The organism is Mesorhizobium sp. RCAM 06353, from assembly GCF_059683585.1.
In genome coordinates, this window is sequence record NZ_CM185031.1 from 6221734 (window position 1) to 6240768 (window position 19035).

Annotated in this window: 15 protein-coding genes, 1 pseudogene and 1 riboswitch; of the genes and pseudogenes, 14 read left to right on the top strand and 2 right to left on the bottom strand. The window is 64.7% G+C overall.

The window, feature by feature from the left end:
- Positions 1–19 precede the first annotated feature (19 nt).
- The 9 genes and pseudogenes from AC56QX_RS30235 to apnL all read left to right on the top strand — a co-directional run bounded on the left by AC56QX_RS30235 (position 20) and on the right by apnL (position 11903).
- Positions 20–2491, top strand: coding sequence for an ATP-binding cassette domain-containing protein (locus tag AC56QX_RS30235; RefSeq protein WP_497112196.1), 2472 nt, complete (start codon positions 20–22; stop codon positions 2489–2491).
- Positions 2488–3514, top strand: a pseudogene (locus AC56QX_RS30240) (ABC transporter permease). The gene AC56QX_RS30235 and the pseudogene AC56QX_RS30240 overlap by 4 nt, the downstream one beginning before the upstream one ends.
- Before the next feature lie 107 nt (positions 3515–3621).
- The gene (locus AC56QX_RS30245) at positions 3622–4449 is read left to right on the top strand and encodes a phosphogluconate dehydrogenase C-terminal domain-containing protein (RefSeq protein WP_497112197.1); all 828 of its coding nucleotides are present in this window, start codon (positions 3622–3624) and stop codon (positions 4447–4449) included.
- A 298-nt stretch (positions 4450–4747) separates the two neighbouring features.
- A complete protein-coding gene (locus tag AC56QX_RS30250; RefSeq protein ID WP_115143695.1) occupies positions 4748–5689 on the top strand; it encodes a D-ribose ABC transporter substrate-binding protein in 942 nt (313 codons plus the stop codon).
- A gap of 77 nt (positions 5690–5766) precedes the next feature.
- Positions 5767–6411, top strand: a complete 645-nt coding sequence (locus AC56QX_RS30255; protein WP_497112199.1) for a DUF2291 family protein — start codon at positions 5767–5769, stop codon at positions 6409–6411.
- On the top strand, positions 6408–7967 hold the full coding sequence (locus AC56QX_RS30260; RefSeq protein ID WP_497112200.1) for a sugar ABC transporter ATP-binding protein: 1560 nt from the start codon (positions 6408–6410) through the stop codon (positions 7965–7967). The genes AC56QX_RS30255 and AC56QX_RS30260 overlap by 4 nt, the downstream gene beginning before the upstream one ends.
- Positions 7967–9031 (top strand): ABC transporter permease, encoded by a 1065-nt coding sequence (locus AC56QX_RS30265; protein WP_497112201.1) that lies wholly within the window; start codon positions 7967–7969, stop codon positions 9029–9031. The genes AC56QX_RS30260 and AC56QX_RS30265 overlap by 1 nt, the downstream gene beginning before the upstream one ends.
- 2 nt (positions 9032–9033) lie before the next feature.
- The gene (locus tag AC56QX_RS30270; protein WP_497112202.1) at positions 9034–10068 is read left to right on the top strand and encodes a Gfo/Idh/MocA family protein; all 1035 of its coding nucleotides are present in this window, start codon (positions 9034–9036) and stop codon (positions 10066–10068) included.
- Complete coding sequence (gene apnL, locus AC56QX_RS30275) at positions 10065–11903, top strand: D-apionate lactonase (protein WP_497112204.1); 1839 nt, start codon at positions 10065–10067, stop codon at positions 11901–11903. Before AC56QX_RS30270 ends, apnL begins: the two co-directional genes overlap by 4 nt.
- A gap of 4 nt (positions 11904–11907) precedes the next feature.
- Here the strand turns inward: apnL and AC56QX_RS30280 are convergent, their stop codons facing one another.
- Positions 11908–12621, bottom strand: coding sequence for a transcriptional regulator NanR (locus AC56QX_RS30280; RefSeq protein WP_497112206.1), 714 nt, complete (start codon positions 12619–12621; stop codon positions 11908–11910).
- Between the two features lie 185 nt (positions 12622–12806).
- On the opposite strand from AC56QX_RS30280, the gene oiaX reads away from it, so the two are divergent.
- Entirely contained in the window at positions 12807–14057 is a 1251-nt protein-coding gene (oiaX, locus tag AC56QX_RS30285) for a 3-oxo-isoapionate-4-phosphate decarboxylase OiaX (RefSeq protein ID WP_497112208.1), read from the top strand.
- 8 nt (positions 14058–14065) lie between these two features.
- Positions 14066–15388, top strand: coding sequence for a four-carbon acid sugar kinase family protein (locus AC56QX_RS30290; RefSeq protein ID WP_497117969.1), 1323 nt, complete (start codon positions 14066–14068; stop codon positions 15386–15388).
- Here AC56QX_RS30290 and AC56QX_RS30295 read toward each other — a convergent pair.
- Positions 15385–15924 (bottom strand): Lrp/AsnC family transcriptional regulator, encoded by a 540-nt coding sequence (locus AC56QX_RS30295; protein WP_497112209.1) that lies wholly within the window; start codon positions 15922–15924, stop codon positions 15385–15387. The genes AC56QX_RS30290 and AC56QX_RS30295 overlap by 4 nt on opposite strands.
- Before the next feature lie 48 nt (positions 15925–15972).
- Here AC56QX_RS30295 and AC56QX_RS30300 point away from each other — a divergent pair, with 48 nt between their 5' ends.
- The 3 genes from AC56QX_RS30300 (at position 15973) to AC56QX_RS30310 (ending at position 19022) form a co-directional block, all read left to right on the top strand.
- Positions 15973–17148, top strand: coding sequence for an MFS transporter (locus AC56QX_RS30300; protein WP_497112211.1), 1176 nt, complete (start codon positions 15973–15975; stop codon positions 17146–17148).
- Positions 17149–17247: 99 nt separating this feature from the next.
- Positions 17248–17395: riboswitch (FMN riboswitch) on the top strand.
- Positions 17396–17472: 77 nt separating this feature from the next.
- Positions 17473–17946, top strand: coding sequence for a 6,7-dimethyl-8-ribityllumazine synthase (locus AC56QX_RS30305; RefSeq protein WP_497112212.1), 474 nt, complete (start codon positions 17473–17475; stop codon positions 17944–17946).
- Positions 17947–18008: 62 nt separating this feature from the next.
- Positions 18009–19022: a dihydroxyacetone kinase subunit DhaK gene (locus AC56QX_RS30310; RefSeq protein WP_497112213.1), complete on the top strand. Its 1014-nt coding sequence runs from the start codon at positions 18009–18011 to the stop codon at positions 19020–19022.
- The last annotated feature ends 13 nt before the right edge of the window (positions 19023–19035 follow it).

Here is a 19035-nt window from a genome sequence, read left to right on the forward strand (position 1 = left end):
GTGACGAAACGGAGGACGAATGTCCCATCTTGCCGTTGCCGATCAGAAGGGTGCAGCCGCCATGGCACCCGCCGCTCGGCAGGAAATCGTCTCGCTTTCACAGATCACCAAGAGTTTCGGGCCGACGCTGGCGAATGCCGAGATCGATCTCGCCGTTTCGGCCGGCGAGATCATCGGCCTCGTCGGCGGCAACGGCGCCGGCAAGTCGACGCTGATGCGCATTCTTTGCGGCACCATGTGGCCGACCCTGGGGTCGATCGCTTTCGCCGGCCAGGCGCTTGATTTCACCGACTACAACACGGCGGAAGCGCAACGGCGCGGCATCCGCATGGTGCATCAGGAACTGTCGCTGTGCGCCAACCTGTCGGTTGCCGAGAACTTCTTTCTGGAGACGCCGCAGGACGCGGCAAGCCGGCCGGGTTGGCGGAAGCTTTACAGAGGCCGCGCGCGCTCGGCATTGGACGCCGTCTTCCCCGGCAACGGCATCGATGTGGATGCCGATGTCGGTCAGCTGTCCATCGCCGAACGGCAGATGGTCGAGATTGCACGCGCCGCCGCGACACCGGGCGTCAGGCTCATCGTTCTCGACGAGCCGACCTCCTCGCTCGATCTCGATCGCTCCAGGCAGTTGCGGGCTTTCATCCGCGAGCGGGCCAAGGCCGGCCTCGCCTTCATCTTCATCAGCCACAAGCTGCAGGAAATCATCGACATCGCCGCGCAAGTGGTCGTGCTGCGCAATGGACGCTCTGCCTGGCGCGGCGACGTGGCGGACACGTCGATCGGCAAGCTGGTGCAGCTCATGGGCGGCGACGCCAATACGGTCCACCAGCATGGCGCCACCGTCGCCAGCACCGGAGGCGCATTGGTGCACCTGTCAGGAGCGCTGACATCCGAACTCGGCCACGACATCGAGATCGCGCGCGGCGAGATCGTCGGACTGGCGGGGCTCGAGGGCAGCGGCCAGAAGGACCTGCTGCATGCCATCTTCAAGCCGGGAAAGGATGCAGCCGTCACCCGCACCGGCGAAGCCGGCTTCATTGCCGGCGACCGTCAGAAGGAAGGCGTGTTCCCGCTGTGGAGCGTGCTGGGCAACATCTCCATCGGCAGCCTCGCGCGCCGCCCGGCGCTGGGCCTGGTTTCGGACCGGGTCAACCGCGAGGCCGCGGCCGACGCCGCCGGCCGGCTGCGGCTCGACGAAAACCGCTTCGGATCCAACATTCTGGAGCTGAGCGGCGGCAACCAGCAGAAGGCGCTGGTTGCCCGCGCGCTCGTCGCCGATACGCCGATCATCCTGCTCGATGATCCGACGCGCGGCGTCGACATCGCCACCAAGCAGGATTTCTATCGGCTCTGCAACGATATTGCGCGCAGCGGGCGATCCCTTGTCTGGCACACGACCGAGGACGCCGAACTGCTGGCCTGCGACCGGGTGCTGGTCTTTGCCGGAGGCCGGATCGTCAAGGAACTGACCGGCGAGGCGATCACCGAAGCGGCGATCGTCGGGGCATCCTTCGTCCAGCAAGCGGACAAGCGCGCCGACGCCGCGCAGGGTAAAGCCGGCGCGGCCGCGCTTGCCCGCAAGCTCGTGAACGCAGCTCCCTTCATCGGCCTCGCCGCCGTGCTGGCGGTGATGATCTCGGCCAATCCGGCGGTCGCCTCGCTCTTCGGGTTCGACCTGCTGCTGATGCCGGCACTGTCGCTGGTGCTGGTGACGGCGGCGCAGATGTTCATCGTCGGCGGCAGCGAAATCGATCTCGGCGTCGGCGCCTTCGCCGGCCTGGTCAGCGTGCTCAGCGCCACGCTGCTCTACGACCAGCCATGGCTTGGCGCGTTGGCGCTTTTGGCTGCGGTCGTTGCCTATGCCAGTCTCGGCGGGCTTATCCAGGCGCGAAAGATCCCGGCCATCGTCGTCACGCTCGGCGCCTCCTTCATCTGGGTGGGGTTGGGCTATGCGCTGCAGCCGACGCCCGGCGGCGCCAGTCCAGAATGGCTGACGGCGCTGTTCGGCTGGTCGCTCGACTTCCTGCCAACATCCATCATCCTCATCGCCGCGGTCGCCCTGGTGGTGCTGGTGATCGACCGCCTGCCGCTCGGCGTGGTGCTGCGTGGCTTCGGCAACAATCCGACGGCAATGATCCGCTCGGGCTGGTCGCCGACACGCTACGCACTGGTGCGCTATCTCATCGCCGGGCTGTTCGCGGCGGCCGCCGGCCTGTCGCTGACGGCGATCAACACGGCGAGCGACATCAATTCCGGCAATTCGTTCACGCTGCTCAGCGTCGCCGCCGTGGTGATGGGCGGCTGCTCGCTGCTCGGCGGCATCGTCTCTCCGGTTGGCGCCATTGCCGGCGCGGTGACGCTGTCGCTGATCGGCGCGCTGCTTGGCACGCTCAATGTCAGCAGTGACTACAACGCCGCGACGCAAGGGCTGATCCTGATCGCGCTGTTGACGCTGCGTGGCCTGACGGCGGACCGTGGGAGCGAGCAATGAACGCGCTGTCCGCCTTCACCTTGTGGGCCCAGAGGAACCGCTGGATCTGGGCGGCGATCGGCGTGCTCCTGCTCTGGCTGGTGCTCTCCGTGGTCACCAACCGGTTCAGCCTGTCCAGCCTGTCGGGCATCATCCTGTCGGCCTCGTTCCTGACGGTCGTCGGCATCGGCCAGATGTTCGTCGTCACCACCGGGCGCGGCAATATTGATCTTTCCGTCGCCTCGGTGATCACGCTCAGCGCCTTCGTCGCGCTGCTCACCATCAAGGGCCAGGATGCCAACCTTGCCATTGGCGTCGCGGCCGCCGTCCTGCTCGGCCTCGCTGTCGGGCTGCTCAATTCGCTGCTCGTCGTCGGCCTCGGCATTCCGGCGATCATCGCGACACTCGCCACCGGCTATGTGCTGGCGACCGCGACGCTGCTGTCGAACAAGGCAATCCCTGGCTTCGCCGTCAGCCCGGCGCTCAAGGATCTGGCGACGGGCCGCATCTCGGGTGTTCCGATCATGGCCATCATTGCCATTCTCGGCGTGGCGATCGCCTCCTTCGTGCTGCGCTACACCGTGTTCGGCCAGCTGCTGTCGGCGGTCGGCCAGAACCGGACCGCTGCCCGGCTCGCCGCCATCAAGAACGGCCGGGTGATCGCGGCGGCCTTCATCATCTCGTCGGTGCTGGCCTCGCTCGATGGCCTGCTGCTCGGCGCCTATATCGGTGGCGCCTTCCTCGAAATGGGCCAGCCCTATCTGCTGCAGTCGATCGCCGCCGTGGTGCTCGGCGGCACGCTGATCTTCGGCGGCTCGGCGACCGCGCTCGGCACCTTGTTCGCCAGCATCCTGCTCATCCTGATCGTCACCACCATGCAGATCATCGGGCTGCCTCCTGGCGGCCCAGGACATCGTCCAGGGCATCGTCGTCATCTTCGTGCTGGCGCTAGCGGGGCGACAGGCAATGGCGCGGCGCGCCACTGTCGATGCTGGGGCGTTGCCGAAGACGCAGGCGAGCTCGGCCACGGCCCCGCCGGAGTGACGACCAAAGCCAAGGATTCCTCTTGCCAAATTATGGTAGAGTGATCATACCAGTATATAAGGTGACGATCGCACGACGATCGCCCAGGGTTCAAGGAGCAAGGTCAGATGACAACGATTGCGCTGTTCGGTGCGGGCGGGAAAATGGGCTACCGCCTGTCGACCAATTTTCGCGGATCGGACTACACGATCCGCCATGTCGAGATCAGCGAAGCGGGCAAGGAGCGGCTGAAGACCGGTCTGGGCTTCGACGCGGTCGGTGTCGATGAGGCACTCAAGGGCGCCGACGTGGTGATCCTGGCGGTGCCGGACACGCATATCGGCAAGGTCGCCGCCAGCATCGAAAGCAAGCTTGCGTCAGGCACCATGGTGATCGTGCTCGATGCGGCGGCCCCGTTCGCCGGGCATCTGCCTGACCGTCCCGACCTTACCTATTTCGTTACCCATCCCTGCCATCCCCCGATCTTCAACGACGAGACCGACATGGCCGCCAAGAAGGACTTCTTCGGCGGCGTCAAAGCCAAGCAGCATTTCGTCAGCGCCCTGATGCAAGGGCCAGAGGCGGACTACGCCAAGGGTGAGAAGATCGCCCAGATCATCTGGGCGCCGGTGATGCGCTCGCACCGCGTCACGGTCGAGCATATGGCGCTGCTCGAGCCCGGCCTTTCGGAGACGGTGTGCGCTTCGCTGCTCGTCGTCATGAAGGAAGCCCTCGACGAGGTCGTGGCGCGCGGCGTCGACCGGCAGGCCGCACTGGATTTCCTGCTCGGGCACATGAATGTGCTCGGCGCCGTCATCTTCGGCGAGACCAAGGGCGTGTTCTCCGATGCCTGCAACAAGGCCATCGAATTCGGCAAGCCGGTGCTGATGCGCGACGACTGGAAGCGCGTCTTCGAGCCGGAAGAAATCGCCGCCAGCATCCAGCGCATTACCTGAGGGGCTCCGCCCCTCCTTCTCGCCTGCGGGGAAGGGAGAGCCACGGCGGCTTGTCAGGTACAGATCACCTTAATTAGTGATTGACTCATTATACCAGTTGGCTAAGCTACTCCTGCGCTCGGATTGAAGCCGGGACGAGCGGAGGATGGCGGGGAACGGGAGCGAAAATCGGTTCGGTTGGAAAGTCGCAAGCGGCTTTGCCTGACCGAGCCTGTGCTGCCCGCACTGCCTGATGAATTCAAAATGCAGACAATGGCCTCGGTTGGTCGAGGCGATGTCTTTTCAACGGGAGGACTTCATGAAACTCACTCGCAGAATGACGCTTGCGGCTTTCGCCGGCGTATTGGCACTCGGCACGGCGGCGCCAGCCTTCGCGGCCGACCTGATCGCCATCATCACCCCCTCGCACGACAATCCGTTCTTCAAGGCGGAGGCCGTCGGCGCCGAGGCAAAGGCCAAGGAGCTCGGCTACGAGGCGCTTGTGCTGGTGCATGACGACGACGCCAACAAGCAGTCCGAACTGATCGACACCGCGATCGGCCGTGGCGCCAAGGCGATCATCCTCGACAATGCCGGCGCCGACGCCACCGTCGCCGCGGTGCAGAAGGCCAAGGATGCCGGCATCCCCTCCTTTCTGATCGACCGCGAGATCAACGCCACCGGCGTCGCCGTGGCGCAGATCGTCTCCAACAACTACCAGGGCGCCCAGCTCGGCGCGCAGGAGTTCGTCAAGCTGATGGGCGAAAAGGGCAATTTCGTCGAGCTGGTCGGCAAGGAATCCGACACCAATGCCGGCATCCGTTCCAAGGGCTATCATGACGTCATCGACGACTATCCGGACCTGAAGATGGTGGCGCAGCAGTCGGCCAACTGGAGCCAGACCGAGGCCTATTCCAAGATGGAATCGATCCTGCAGGCCAATCCCGACATCAAGGGCGTGATCTCCGGCAACGACACGATGGCAATGGGCGCCTATGCGGCGCTTGCCGCAGCGAACCGCAAGGATGTCATCGTCGTCGGCTTCGACGGCTCCAACGACGTGCGCGACTCCATCACCTCAGGCGGCATCAAGGCGACGGTGCTGCAGCCGGCCTATGCCCAGGCGCAGATGGCGGTCGAGCAGGCCAACGACTTCATCAAGAACAAGAAGTCGCCCGAGAAGGAAAAGCAGCTGATGGACTGCGTGCTCGTCAATGGCGACAATGCCGCCAAGCTGGAAACCTTCGCGCTGAAGAACTGAGCCGGCGCAATGCAATCCGCGAGGGGCGAACCTAGGGTTCGTCCCTCGTCTCCATTTCCCTGGGATGCTTGACCGCAATGCCGAAGAAGTTGACCTGGCTGACCCTTGTCGCGCTCGCCGGCCTTAGCCTCAGCGCCTGCAAGATTCTGCCGACGCCCTCCGCGCAAGACGGCGCCAATGCGACCGGCTTCAATCCGGACAAGATGGTCGAGGATATCTGGGTGGCGAAGGTCATCCCCTACCTGCAGCAGAAGGCCGGGCCGTTCGCCGAGGTCCATGTGCTGGCGAAGACCGATCAGGCGGCAGCAGGCGCCAAATACGGCAACCCCAAGAAACAGGCGAATTCGCCGTGGACCTTCGCGGTCCGCGTCGAGGGCAAGATCGTCGCCGCCAACACCCAGTCGCGCGCGGCAACGATGGATATCGACGTCGACGGCGACGGCAAGGCGGATGCGCGCGTGCAGATCGGGCCGGCGATGCGCGGAACCGCACTGCGCGACAGCCTCGACTTCGTCCAGTTCAACGATTTCACCAACCAGATCGACTTCGCCAAGTTCGGCAAGGCGTTCAATGCCTACGCCGACAAGAGCGTGCTGTCCAAGTTGCCGCGTGAGGCGCTGGAGGGCCGCACCGCCAAGGTGCTCGGCGCCTATACGATCGAAGCCGGCCAGGACCTGCCGCTGGTGACCCCGGCGGAGGCCGAGATCGGGCCGAAGCCATGAGCACGGCGACCGGTCACGAAATCATCCTGAAGCTGGAGGACGTCTCGAAAGTCTATGCCGGCACCGTCGCGGTCAAGCAGGCCAATTTCGAGGTGCGCAAGGGCGCGGTCAATGTGCTGGTCGGCGAAAACGGCGCCGGCAAATCGACGCTGATGAAGATCATCGCCGGCGTCGAGCAGCCGACAGCCGGCCGCATCCTCCTCGACGGCAACGAGGTCTCCTTCTCCTCCTCGGGTGACGCGGTGAACCGCGGCATCGGCATGGTGTTCCAGGAGCTGAATCTGTTCGGCAACATGACCGTTGCCGAGAATATTTTCGCCACGCGCGAGATCACCAACCGGTTTCGCAAGATCGACCGCAAGGAGCAGGAGCGGCGGGCCGGTGAATTCCTCGATCGACTCGAAGCCGGTATTCGGCCGGACATGCTGGTCGAGGATCTGCGCATCGGCCAGCAGCAGCTGGTCGAGATCGCCAAGGCCGTCTCGCTCGATGCGCGCATCCTGATCATGGACGAGCCGACCTCGGCGCTGAGCGCGTCCGAAGTCGAGATCCTGTTCAAGGTGATCGCCGACCTCAAGGCGCGCGGCGTGGCGATCGTCTACATCTCGCACCGGCTCGAGGAGCTGATCCGCATCGGCGACTACATCACCGTGTTGCGCGATGGCCGCATCACCGGCCAGGAGGACGTGAAAAACGTCGACACGCAATGGATCGTGCGGCAGATGATCGGCTCGGACGCCAAGGATTTTGCCAAGGCCGACGGCCATGTGCCGGGCGAAGAGATCTTCCGCGCCGAGGACATCTGCCTGCCGCGCGCCACCGGCGGACTGGCGGTCGACCACGTCTCGCTGTCGCTGCGCGCCGGCGAGATCTTGGGCATTTACGGCCTGATGGGCGCCGGGCGCAGCGAGCTGTTCGACTGCATCATGGGCCGCCATGGGCATGCCAGCGGCAAGATCTTCATCGACGGAAACCATATCAGGGAGCGCGACACGACACGGCGCATCAGGCGCGGGCTGGCGCTGATCCCGGAAGACCGCCAGCGCGAGGGCCTGGTGTCGATCCTGTCCGTCGCCAGCAATTTGACATTGGCCAGCCTGTCGCGCTTCGTCACCCTGTTCCACATCCGAGGCAGTGCCGAGCGGCAGGCTGTGGCGCAGATGGTGCGGGAACTCGCGATCAAGGTCGCCGATCCGGCGCAAGAGGTCTCGTCGCTTTCCGGCGGCAACCAGCAGAAGGTAGTGATCGGCAAGGCGCTGCTCACCGGACCGAAGGTGCTGTTGATGGATGAGCCCAGCCGCGGCATCGATGTCGGTGCCAAGGCCGATGTCTTCCGCACCATGCGCAAGCTGTCGCGCGATGGGCTCGGCATCCTCTTCGCCACGTCCGACCTCGACGAGGTGATGGCGCTGTCCGACAGGATCGCGGTGATGAGCAATGGCAAACTGACCGGCATGTTCGACCGCGCCGAGGCGACTGAAGCCGCGATCGTCGCCGCATCGGCGCTCGGCCACGGACCCGCCCATCTTGCCCCCGCACATGGAAAGCAACGCTGATGACTGATATTCCGGCCAGGGCGGCTCACTCTTCGGCCTCCAGCGGCTCGGCGCTGCTGACCCTGATGAAGCTCAGGACCTTCATCGCGCTGATTGCCGTGCTGGTGTTCTTCTCCATCGCAGCGCCGAACTTCCTGTCGGCGGCGAACCTGATCCTGATGGCCAAACATGTGGCGCTCAACGCCTTCCTCGCCATGGGTATGACCTTCGTCATCATCACCGGCGGCATCGACCTTTCGGTCGGCTCGATCGTCGGCCTGTGTGGCATGGTGGCCGGCTATCTCGTGCTCAACGGCATCGATCTGCAGATCGGCTACACCATCTATTTCAACGTGGTCGAGATCGCATTGATCACGCTAGTGGTCGGCATAGCAATCGGCGCCGTGAACGGATTGCTGATCACCAGGCTCAATGTCGCGCCGTTCATCGCCACGCTCGGCGTGCTCTACGTGGCGCGCGGCCTGGCGCTGCTGTCGTCCGACGGGCGCACCTTCCCCAATCTGGTCGGCAAGCCGGAACTCGGCACCACTGGCTTCGGCTTCCTCGGTGCCGGCCGGCTCGCCGGCTTGCCGGTCTCGATCTGGATCCTGATCGTCGTGGCGCTGGGGGCAGCCTATCTCGCCAGATACACCCCGCTCGGCCGCCACATCTTCGCGGTCGGCGGCAATGAGCGCGCGGCACGCATCTCGGGCGTGCGCGTCAACATGGTGAAGATGTTCGTCTACATGTTCTCCGGCTTCTGCGCGGCGATCGTCGGCCTGATCATCTCGTCGGAGCTGATGGCCTCGCATCCGGCCACGGGCGAAAGCTTCGAACTGAATGCCATTGCCGCAGCGGTGCTTGGCGGCACCTCGATGTCGGGCGGCCGCGGCACGATCGGTGGCACCATCGTCGGCGCCTTCGTCATCGGCATCCTGTCGGACGGGCTGGTGATGATGGGCGTCAGCTCCTTCTGGCAGATGGTGATCAAGGGCCTCGTCATCATCGTCGCCGTGGTCGTCGACCAGGCGCAGCGCCGGCTTCAGCAGCGTGTTACCCTGATGCAGATGGCAAAGGCTGGTTGATCATGGCGAGCTTGAGTGGAGCGCTGATCGGCTGCGGCTTCTTCGCCGTCAACCAGATGCATGCCTGGCGCGACATCGACGGCGCCTCCATCGTCGCAATCTGCGACCGCGATCCGGAAAGGTTGCGGATCGTCGGCGACCAGTTTGGCGTGGCGCGGCGCTACACCGATGCGGCAGCACTGTTCGCGGCCGAGACGCTCGATTTCGTCGACATCGCCACCACCGTCGGCAGCCATCGGCCACTGGTCGAGATGGCCGCCGCTCACCGCATCCCGGTGATCTGCCAGAAGCCGTTCGCGCCGACGCTGGCCGACGCCAAAGCGATGGTCGCGGCCTGCACCGAGGCCCGCGTGCCGCTGATGGTGCATGAGAATTTCCGCTGGCAGTCGCCAATCCAGGCGGTGCGCGCCGTGCTCGACAGCGGCGAGATCGGCACGCCCTTCTTCGGGCGCATCTCCTTCCGCTCCGCCTATGACGTGTTTTCCGGCCAGCCCTACCTGGCGACGGGCAAGCGTTTCATCATCGAAGATCTCGGCATCCATATCCTCGACATCGCGCGTTTCCTGCTGGGCGACGTCTCGAGCCTCACCGCCCGGACGGCACGCATCAATCCGGCCATCGCCGGCGAGGATGTCGCCACCATGCTGTTGGATCACAAGAGCGGCGCCACTTCGGTGGTCGATTGCAGCTATGCGACGCGGCTTGCGGTGGAGCCGTTTCCCGAAACGCTGATCGAGATCGACGGCAGCGACGGGACCCTGCGGCTGGCGCAGGGATACCAGCTCACCGTCACCGGCAAGAGCGGCACAACGGTCAAGGATGTCTCGCCGCCGCTGCTGCCCTGGGCTTCGCGGCCATGGCACAACATCCAGGAGAGCGTGCTGGCGATCCAGCGCCACTGGGTCGACAGCCTTGCATCAGGCAAGGCGCCGGCAACCTCTGGCGCCGACAACCTGAAGACATTCGCGCTGGTCGAGGCCGCCTATGCCGGCGCCGCAACCCGGCAGCCGGTGGTGATCGACGGCCTGCTGAAATGACGGCGGATCGCTTCCTGCTTTGCGGCACACGCGCGGCGGAAGCCGAACCGGTCCGGCTCAGCGCCGGGCCGCTCAGCGCCGATTTCGTCAACGGCAATCTGCGCACCATCCGCCATGGCGGCACGGAGGTCTTGCGCGCCATCGCCTATATCGTGCGCGACCGCGACTGGGGTACCTACGAGCCCGTGTTGGCAGACCTTGTCATCGACCAAGGCGCCGATGCGTTCTCTGTCAGCTATACGGCGAGCTGCGCCGGGACGAGTAGAAGCCGGCTCGTCTTCCGCGCCACCATCAAGGGCTCGGCGGACGGACAGCTGGTGTTCGACGTGAGCGCGCTACCCGAGAGCGATTTCGAGACCAACCGCTGCGGCTTCTGCATCCTGCATCCGATCGCCGGGCTGGCCGGCAGCCCGGTGACGGTTGAGCACACGGATGGCAGCGTGGTGGCGACGAAACTGCCTGACCTGATCGACCCCTGGCAGCCTTTCAAGGATTTGCGCGCCATCACGCATGAGGTGCGTCCCGGCGTCAGCGCCGAATGCCGGATGGAAGGCGACGTTTTCGAGATGGAGGACCAGCGCAACTGGTCCGACGCCTCCTACAAGACCTATGTGCGGCCGCTGGCGCTGCCGTGGCCCTATGTCTTGCCGGCCGGCGAAACCAACCGCCAGACGATCAGCCTGCGCATTGCCAGCGTCGGCAGGACGCCAGCCGTCGCCGAGGCATCCGGCGCGGTGCGCGTGACCCTCGGCGAGCCCGGTCCGGCGCTGCCGGACGTCGGCGTGATCATCTATCCCGGCGATGTCGAGACGGTGCTGGCGAACCTCGCCACCTTGTCGGCGCTCGGGCCACAACAATTGCTGTTTCACTACGATCCGACGCGCGGTCACGGGCTCGACGCCTTGCACGCTTTCGCCCGGCTCGCCGACAGCTATCGCGCCCGCACAACGCTCGAATGCGTGGTCGCCTGCAGCGGCGATCTCGATGCCGAACTCGCAGAGGTCGCCGACATGGTGCGCCGGGCAGGTCTGCGGCTCGACGCCATCGCGGTGTCGCCTTCGGTCGACCGGCAATCGACACCGCCGGGCAGCGCCTGGCCGCCCTGCCCGCCACTCGAAGATGTCTATGCCGCGGCGCGGCGCGCCTTTCCCGATATCCGTCTCGGCGGCGGCATGTTCAGCTATTTCACCGAGCTCAACCGCAAACTCGTCCCGGCCGGGCTGCTCGATTTCGTCACCCATTGCACCTGCCCGATCGTGCATGCCGCCGACGATCTCAGCGTCATGCAGTCGCTGGAGGCGTTGCCGTTCATCACCCGGTCGGCGCGGGCGATCTTCGGCGACAAGCCTTACAGGATCGGGCCTTCGACCATTGCCATGCGGCAGAACCCTTACGGCGGCGCGACCAAGGACAATCCGCAGGGACAGCGCATCGCCATGGCGAACTGCGATCCGCGACACAACGGCTTGTTCGCCGCGGCATGGACCATCGGCTATGCCGCGCGTGTCGCACCGGCCGGGCTGGAGATGCTGACGCTGTCCGGCTTCAGCGGGCCGTTCGGTCTGCTGGCGGCATCCGGTGAAGCCGTCGCTGAAGGGTCACCGCGGCCGATCTTCGAGGCCATCAAAGGGCTTTGCGAGCTGGCTGGGCTCGCCCATGTGTCCGCGAGGACAAGCGACGAGACGAGGATTGCGGCGCTGGCCGGCCGCTCCGCGTCGGGCGAGACCATCGTGTGGCTGGCGAACCTGACGGCGGACGATGTCCCGGTCGACGCGTCGGCGCTTGGCCAGGGTCATCTCATCATGTCGCCCTACGCCATTACCCGGATCGGCTAAGAGCCTACTTCTCGGAGTTCATCACGTAGAGCGCGCGCGAGCGTTCGAGATGCTTGATCATCGACTTCTCGGCACCCTCGGGGTCCCTCTGCCCGATGCGGTCGACGATCTCTTCGTGCTCGGTCAGCGTGAACTTTTCCTTGCCGGTCCAGATCAGCATCTCGGTGTGATATTCCTTCAGCCAGCCGAGCATGGCCTCGCTGACGGCGACATAGATCGGGTTGCCCGATATTGCCGCGATCTGGGTGTGGAAGTTCATGTCGGCGGAAATGAAGGCGTCGGAATCGCCGCGCGCGGCACGCTGCTCGGCAACAGTTGCCTTGAGCCGCTGCACATCCTCGACGGTGGCCTTTTCGGCGGCCTCCCTGACCATACCGCGCTCGAAGAAGATGCGCGCGGTCTTGAGGTGCTCGAGCGTGTCCTTCGACGAAGACAGAATGATCTTGGCCGCGCCGTCGACCTGTTTGATGATCGACTTGGCGGTGAGTTGCAGCACCTTGGCCCGCTCGCCATGCGAAATGGCGACGAGGCCCATATTGCTCAGCGCCTGCATCGCCTCGCGAATGGCCGGCCGGCCAACCTCGAAGCGCTCCATCAATTCGCGCTCCGACGGCATGTCGTCGCCCGGCTGCAATTCGCCGCTGGTGATCAGCCGCTTCAGCCTTGCAAAGACTTCGTCGGAAAGTTTGCGCCGGACGATCGGCTCCGAACGGTTCATCGTGACGAATCACTCCCTGGCCCGGTTCCTGTTTAGCATTGCCGGCGTGATTCCCGGAATGCCTGCGCCTTGCCCGCCGCGTCGCACGAGGTCCGGATATTTGCTTGCAATACTTATGTACTCATTATACCAGATTTCAGACGCGACGAAACTTTTTCGGACCCTTTTCGACCGGCCGGCTCCCCATGATCACCTTCACCTATCGCATCGAAACACCTGATAGCACCGAGGCGCTGGCGGCCAAGATCGCCAGCGACCAATCGACCGGCACCTTCGTTGCCTTGCCCGGTGAGACCGAAGAGCTGAAGGCACGCGTGGCGGCGCGGGTGCTGGCGATCCGGCATCTGCCTGATGCGCAGCAGCCGTCCATTCCCGAGGCCGGTAGCGGACCTTTCAAGCGCGCCGATGTCGACATCGGCTTTCCGTTCGATGCGATCGGCACCGACCTGTCGGCGCTGATGACCATCGCCATCGGCGGCACCTATTCGATCAAGGGCCTGTCGGGCATCCGCGTCGTCGACATGAAGCTGCCGGACGAATTCAGGGGCGCCCATCCCGGCCCGCAATTCGGCGTCGCCGGCAGCCGCAGGCTGACCGGCGTCGAGGGCCGCCCCATCATCGGCACCATCGTCAAGCCGGCGCTGGGCTTGCGGCCACCCGAGACGGCCGCGATGGTGGGCGAACTGATCGCGGCCGGCGTCGATTTCATCAAGGACGATGAAAAACTGATGAGCCCGGCCTACTCGCCGCTGGCGGAACGGGTGAAGGCGATCATGCCGCTGATCCTCGACCACGAGCAGAAGACCGGCAAGAAGGTGATGTATGCCTTCGGCATCTCGCATGCCGACCCGGACGAGATGACGCGCAACCACGATCTGGTGCTTGCGGCAGGCGGCAATTGCGCCGTGGTCAACATCAACTCCATCGGCTTCGGCGGCATGGCCTATCTCAGGAAACGCTCCGGCCTGGTGCTGCACGCCCACCGCAATGGCTGGGACATCCTCACCCGCCATCCCGGCCTCGGCATGGACTTCAAGGTCTGGCAGCAGTTCTGGCGCCTGCTCGGCGTCGACCAGTTCCAGATCAACGGCATCGCCTCGAAATACTGGGAGCCGGACGCGTCTTTCGTCCGCTCCTTCGAGGCGGTGACGACGCCGCTGTTTTCGCCGGACGATTGCGCCCTGCCGGTCGCCGGTTCCGGCCAATGGGGCGGACAGGCACCTGAGACCTATGAGCGCACCGGGCGGACGGTCGATCTGCTCTATCTCTGCGGCGGTGGCATCGTCAGCCATCCCGATGGCCCGGGTGCAGGCGTGCGCGCCGTCCAGCAGGCCTGGCAGGCCGCTGTCGTGGGCATTCCGCTGGCCGACTATGCCCGTGACCATGCCGAACTGGCGCGATCGATCGAAAAGTTCGGCGACGGCAAGGCGGCGTGAGCGAGGTCATGCAGAACCTGCTGCTGAGCTATTATGGCGACGACCTCACCGGTTCGACCGACGTCATGGAGGCGCTCGAGCTTGGCGGCGTGCCGACGGTGCTGTTCATGCGCCGTCCCGACCAGCAACTGCTTTCACGGTTTTCGCAGTGCCGCGCCATGGGGCTGGCAGGCACCAGCCGCAGCGAAACGCCGCAATGGATGGACGACAATCTGGCGCCGGCCTTCGAATGGCTGAGAAGCCTCGAGGCGGCGGTTTGCCACTACAAGATCTGCTCGACCTTCGATTCCAGCCCGACGGTCGGCAGCATCGGCCGCGCCATCGAGATCGGCCGGCGTGTCTTTGACCAGAAGGCCGTGCCGGTGGTTGTCGGAGCGCCCCAGCTCAAACGCTACACGGCGTTCGGAAACCTCTTCGCCGCATTTCGCGGCACCTATTTCCGCATCGACCGCCATCCGGTCATGAGCCGGCATCCGGTGACGCCGATGAACGAGGCGGACCTGCTCGTCCACCTCTCGCGCCAGACCGATCTCGGTTCCGGCCTTGTCGACCTGGCGGCGCTGCAGGCGGATGATCGTTCGCAGACCGTCGACCATGTCTTGCAGGACAAGGCGATCGTCCTCTTCGACGTCGAAAGCCGCCAGACGCAGGCACGCGTCGGCGAACAGATCTGGCGCATTTGCGAACAAGGCCATGGTTTCGTCGTTGGATCCTCGGGCGTCGAATATGCGCTGCTTACCGAATGGGCCGGCACGGGCATCGCCGCTGGGCACGCATCCTTCGCGCCGCCCGGTCCGGTGGACCGGCTCGCCGTGGTCTCGGGCAGTGTGTCGCCAACCACCGAGAAGCAGATCCGCTTCGCGCTCGCCCATGGCTTCGACGGTATCCAGACGGATGCCATGCAGTTGGTCTCGGACGGCGCCGGCGAGGCGATCGAGAGCGCTGTCGCGAGCGGCCTGGCGAGCCTGGCGGCAGGGCGCAGCGTCATCCTCTACACCGCCCTTGGTCCGCAGGCTGATCGCAGTGCCGAGATCGACCATATCGAAGGCGCGCGGAACAGGCTTGGCCGGGCACTGGGGGACATTCTGAGGCGGCTGGTCGTCGACCAAAAACTCAAGCGCGCGGTGATCGCCGGCGGCGACACGTCCAGCCATGCGCTGGGACAGCTCTCCATCGATGCGCTGACCGTGCGCATGCCGCTGCCGCAATCCCCGGGCTCGCCGCTTTGCCTTGCCCATGGCGGCGGCGACATCGACGGTCTCGAAATCGCGCTGAAGGGCGGCCAGGTCGGCACCGACGCCTATTTCGAGACGATTCGGCTTGGTGGTTAATACAGCGGCTTGCTCATATGGTTGGGCGTCGGCCACGTCTCGGTGATGCCAGGCTGCACCGGCCTTTCGAGATAAGTCGAGAGAACGACATAACTTCGCGTCGACGTGACGCCGGGCGTTTCGTAGAGGCGAGCGAGCAGGCCTTCCAGCGCCCTCGTATCTTCCGTACGGACCTTCAGCAACATGCAGGTGTCGCCGGCGACGGTGTGTATCTCCTCGACCTCCGGATATTGCGAAACCGCCATCAATTCCGGGGTCTTGCCCCAGCCCCTGGTGTCGATATGCACGAAGGCCAGCAGCGGCTTCTTCACCGCCTTGGGGTCGATGATGACAGCGGTGCCGCGAATGGCGCCACTGCGCCGAAGACGCTTGACGCGCTCATGTGCAGCGGGTGGCGACAAGCCCACACGATCGCCGAGTTCGGCGTAGCTGATGGTGGCGTCGTCGACGAGAACGCCTAATATTCTTCGGTCTATAGCGTCGAGGTCGCGGGCAGCAGGCTTGTTCTGCGGAATGCCATCTGTTTCTTCATCCATAGCCAATTTCCCGATTGTCGCTGAATAGAATACGGTCATTATGTCGATATGTCGAACATTGATCAAGTTACATTGGTGGTGGCGAGCGCCCGTGCGCCGATCCCGGCGCTTGCCTATCTGCTGACAGGTTGCATTGCCGTCATCGGCTCGAATTCGCTTGTGCTGGGGCCAATAGCACCAGCCGTCGCCGCCTCGTTCGGAACAAGCGTACCGGTGGTGATGATCGCGGCGGCCGCATTCGGCCTCGGCACTTCGGCAAGCGCCCTGTTCCTGGCTCGTTACATCGACCGGCTCGGCGCCCGCCGGATGCTGCAGGGTGCACTGCTGTTGCTGGCCATTGCTCTTGTCGCCAGTGCAGCCGCACCGATACTGATCATGCTGGTCGCGGCCCAGCTGGTCGCCGGCATCGCCGCCGGCGTCGCCATGCCGGCGATCTATGCGAGTTCGGCGGCGATCGCGCCGCCTGGCCGCGAAAGCGGGACCATCGGCGTCGTGCTGACCGGATGGACGCTCAGCATGGTGGCCGGCGTTTCGCTGTCGGCCGTGCTTGCTGATCTCGTGCATTGGCGCGCCGTCTTCGCCGCCGTCGCGGTACTTGCCGCCCTGGCCTGGGTCGGGCTGACGATGTCGTCGCTCAGCGACGCCAGGAAGGCGGGACCTGCGCCCGCCCCGCTGGAGGCACTGAGCATTCCCGGAATTCTGCCGCTGCTGGTTGCCTGCGCCGCCTTCATGACCTCGTTCTACGGTGTCTATGGCTATCTGGGCGACCATCTTCATGTCGGCCTGGGAGAGCCAGTCAGCGCCAATGGGCTGGCCGCGCTTGCCTATGGCGTGGGCTTCGGCATGGCAGCGCTTCTCGATGGTGTCATCGACCGGCTTGGCGCCCCGCGCGTCATGCCGTTCGCCTATCTTCTTGTCGCCATCGTCTACGTTGCCATTGCCGCAGCGAGCAATAATTTTGGACTGACCCTGGCCATGGTGGCGCTATGGGGGCTTGCCAATCATTTTGGACTGAACGTCCTGGTGATGCGCTTGTCGGCGCTCGATCCCTCACGGCGCGGCACGATCATGGGCCTGAACAGCGCGGTGACCTATCTGGCGGTCTTTATCGGCACCACTGGCTTCGGGCCGCTCTATTCCAGCTTCGGCTTTGCCGTCTGCGCGATGGTTGCGGCGCTGCTGATGCTGGTTGCCGCTTCGGCGGCGGCGTGGCGCACGCGATAAACGCTTCTTTCGCGCAATTGCTCCAGTCGACAGAACGTGATTGGCCACTGGCCTCGCGCGGTTGACAGCAGCACCCCTGCCCTTCCATACAAACGGCGTTAATGTTCTCAGGGCGGGGTGAAAGTCCCCACCGGCGGTAGGGGTCTCGACCCAAGCCCGCGAGCGCTTTCCGGCAAAATCGGAAAGGTCAGCAGATCCGGTGTGATTCCGGAGCCGACGGTTAAAGTCCGGATGAAAGAGAACGAAACGGAAAACGGACCGCCTTGGCGGGCCGGATTCCGTATCGTGCGTCCTGATTCTGGTTCGAAACGGAAGGATGGACCCATGAATCAGCATTCCCACAAAGACTATGAAACTGTTCGTATCGCCGTCATTCGCGCGCGCTGGCATGCGGACATCGTCGATCAGTGCGTGCACGCCTTCGAGGCGGAACTGGCCGATATCGGCGGCGGTCGCTTCGCCATCGATGTCTTCGACGTGCCCGGCGCCTACGAAATCCCGCTGCATGCCAAGACCTTGGCTGAGACCGGCCGTTATGCCGCGATCCTCGGCACGGCCTTCGTCGTCAATGGCGGCATCTACCGGCACGAGTTCGTCGCCAGCGCCGTCATCGACGGCATGATGAACGTGCAGCTGTCGACCGGCGTTCCGGTGCTTTCGGCGGTGCTGACGCCGCACAACTACCACGACAGCGCCGAGCACCATCGCTTCTTCTTCGAGCACTTCACCGTCAAGGGCAAGGAAGCGGCCAAGGCCTGCGTGGAAATTCTCGCCGCACGGGAAAAGATCGCGGCATGAAATCTTCCCGGCCGGGTGGAAATCGCGATAACACCCGGTAGTATTTGCCAGAAATCGGGAGGATGCCGGTGCAGACCAAGAAGATCATCAATGACGGCAATCGCGCAGTCGACGAGATGCTCGAAGGGATTCTCGCCGCGCATCCTCGCCATCTTAAAAGCGCGGACGGCAGCCCGCGCTCGATCATCGCCCGCGACGGGCCGCGACCCGGCAAGGTCGGCCTCGTCATCGGCGGCGGTTCCGGCCATGAGCCGACCTTTCTCGGCTTTGTCGGCAAGGGCCTGGCGGACGCGGCGGCGATCGGCAACGTCTTCGCCTCGCCGCCGCCCGATCCGATCCTGGAATGCGCCAAGGCGGTGAGCGGCGGCGCCGGTGTGCTGTTCATGTACGGCAACTATGCCGGCGACGTGATGAATTTCGACATGGCCGCCGAGATGGCAGCGATGGACGACATCGAGGTGCGCACGGTGCTGACCACCGACGACGTCGCTTCGGCGCCGCGCGACCAGCGGCAGAAGCGCCGCGGCGTCGCCGGCAATTTCTTCATCTTCAAGGCCGCCGGTGCCGCCTGCGACCTCATGCTCTCCCTGGACGAGGTCGAGCGCATCGCGCGCAAGGCCAACGACCACACCTTCACCATGGGCGTGGCGCTGTCGCCCTGCTCGCTGCCGCAGACAAGGCGGCCGAATTTCGAGATCGGGGCCGACGAGATGGAGATCGGCATGGGCATCCATGGCGAGCCCGGCATCGCGCGCGGCAAGCTCGGCACCGCCGACGCGATCACCGACGAGATGCTGGACAAGATTTTCGCCGAGATGGCGCCGAAGCACGGCGACAAGGTCGCGGTGCTGGTCAACTCGCTCGGCTCGACGCCGCTGATGGAGCTCTACATCATGAACCGCCGGGTCAAGCAGCGGCTCGACGCGCTCGGCGTTTCCATTCACGCGACCTGGGTCGGCAATTACTGCACGTCGCTTGAAATGGCGGGCGCCTCGGTGACGCTTCTTCATCTCGACGAGGAGCTGCAGGCCATGCTCGACCATCCCTGCGACTGCGCCATGTTCCGTGCCGGCTGACGAAAGAGCATTC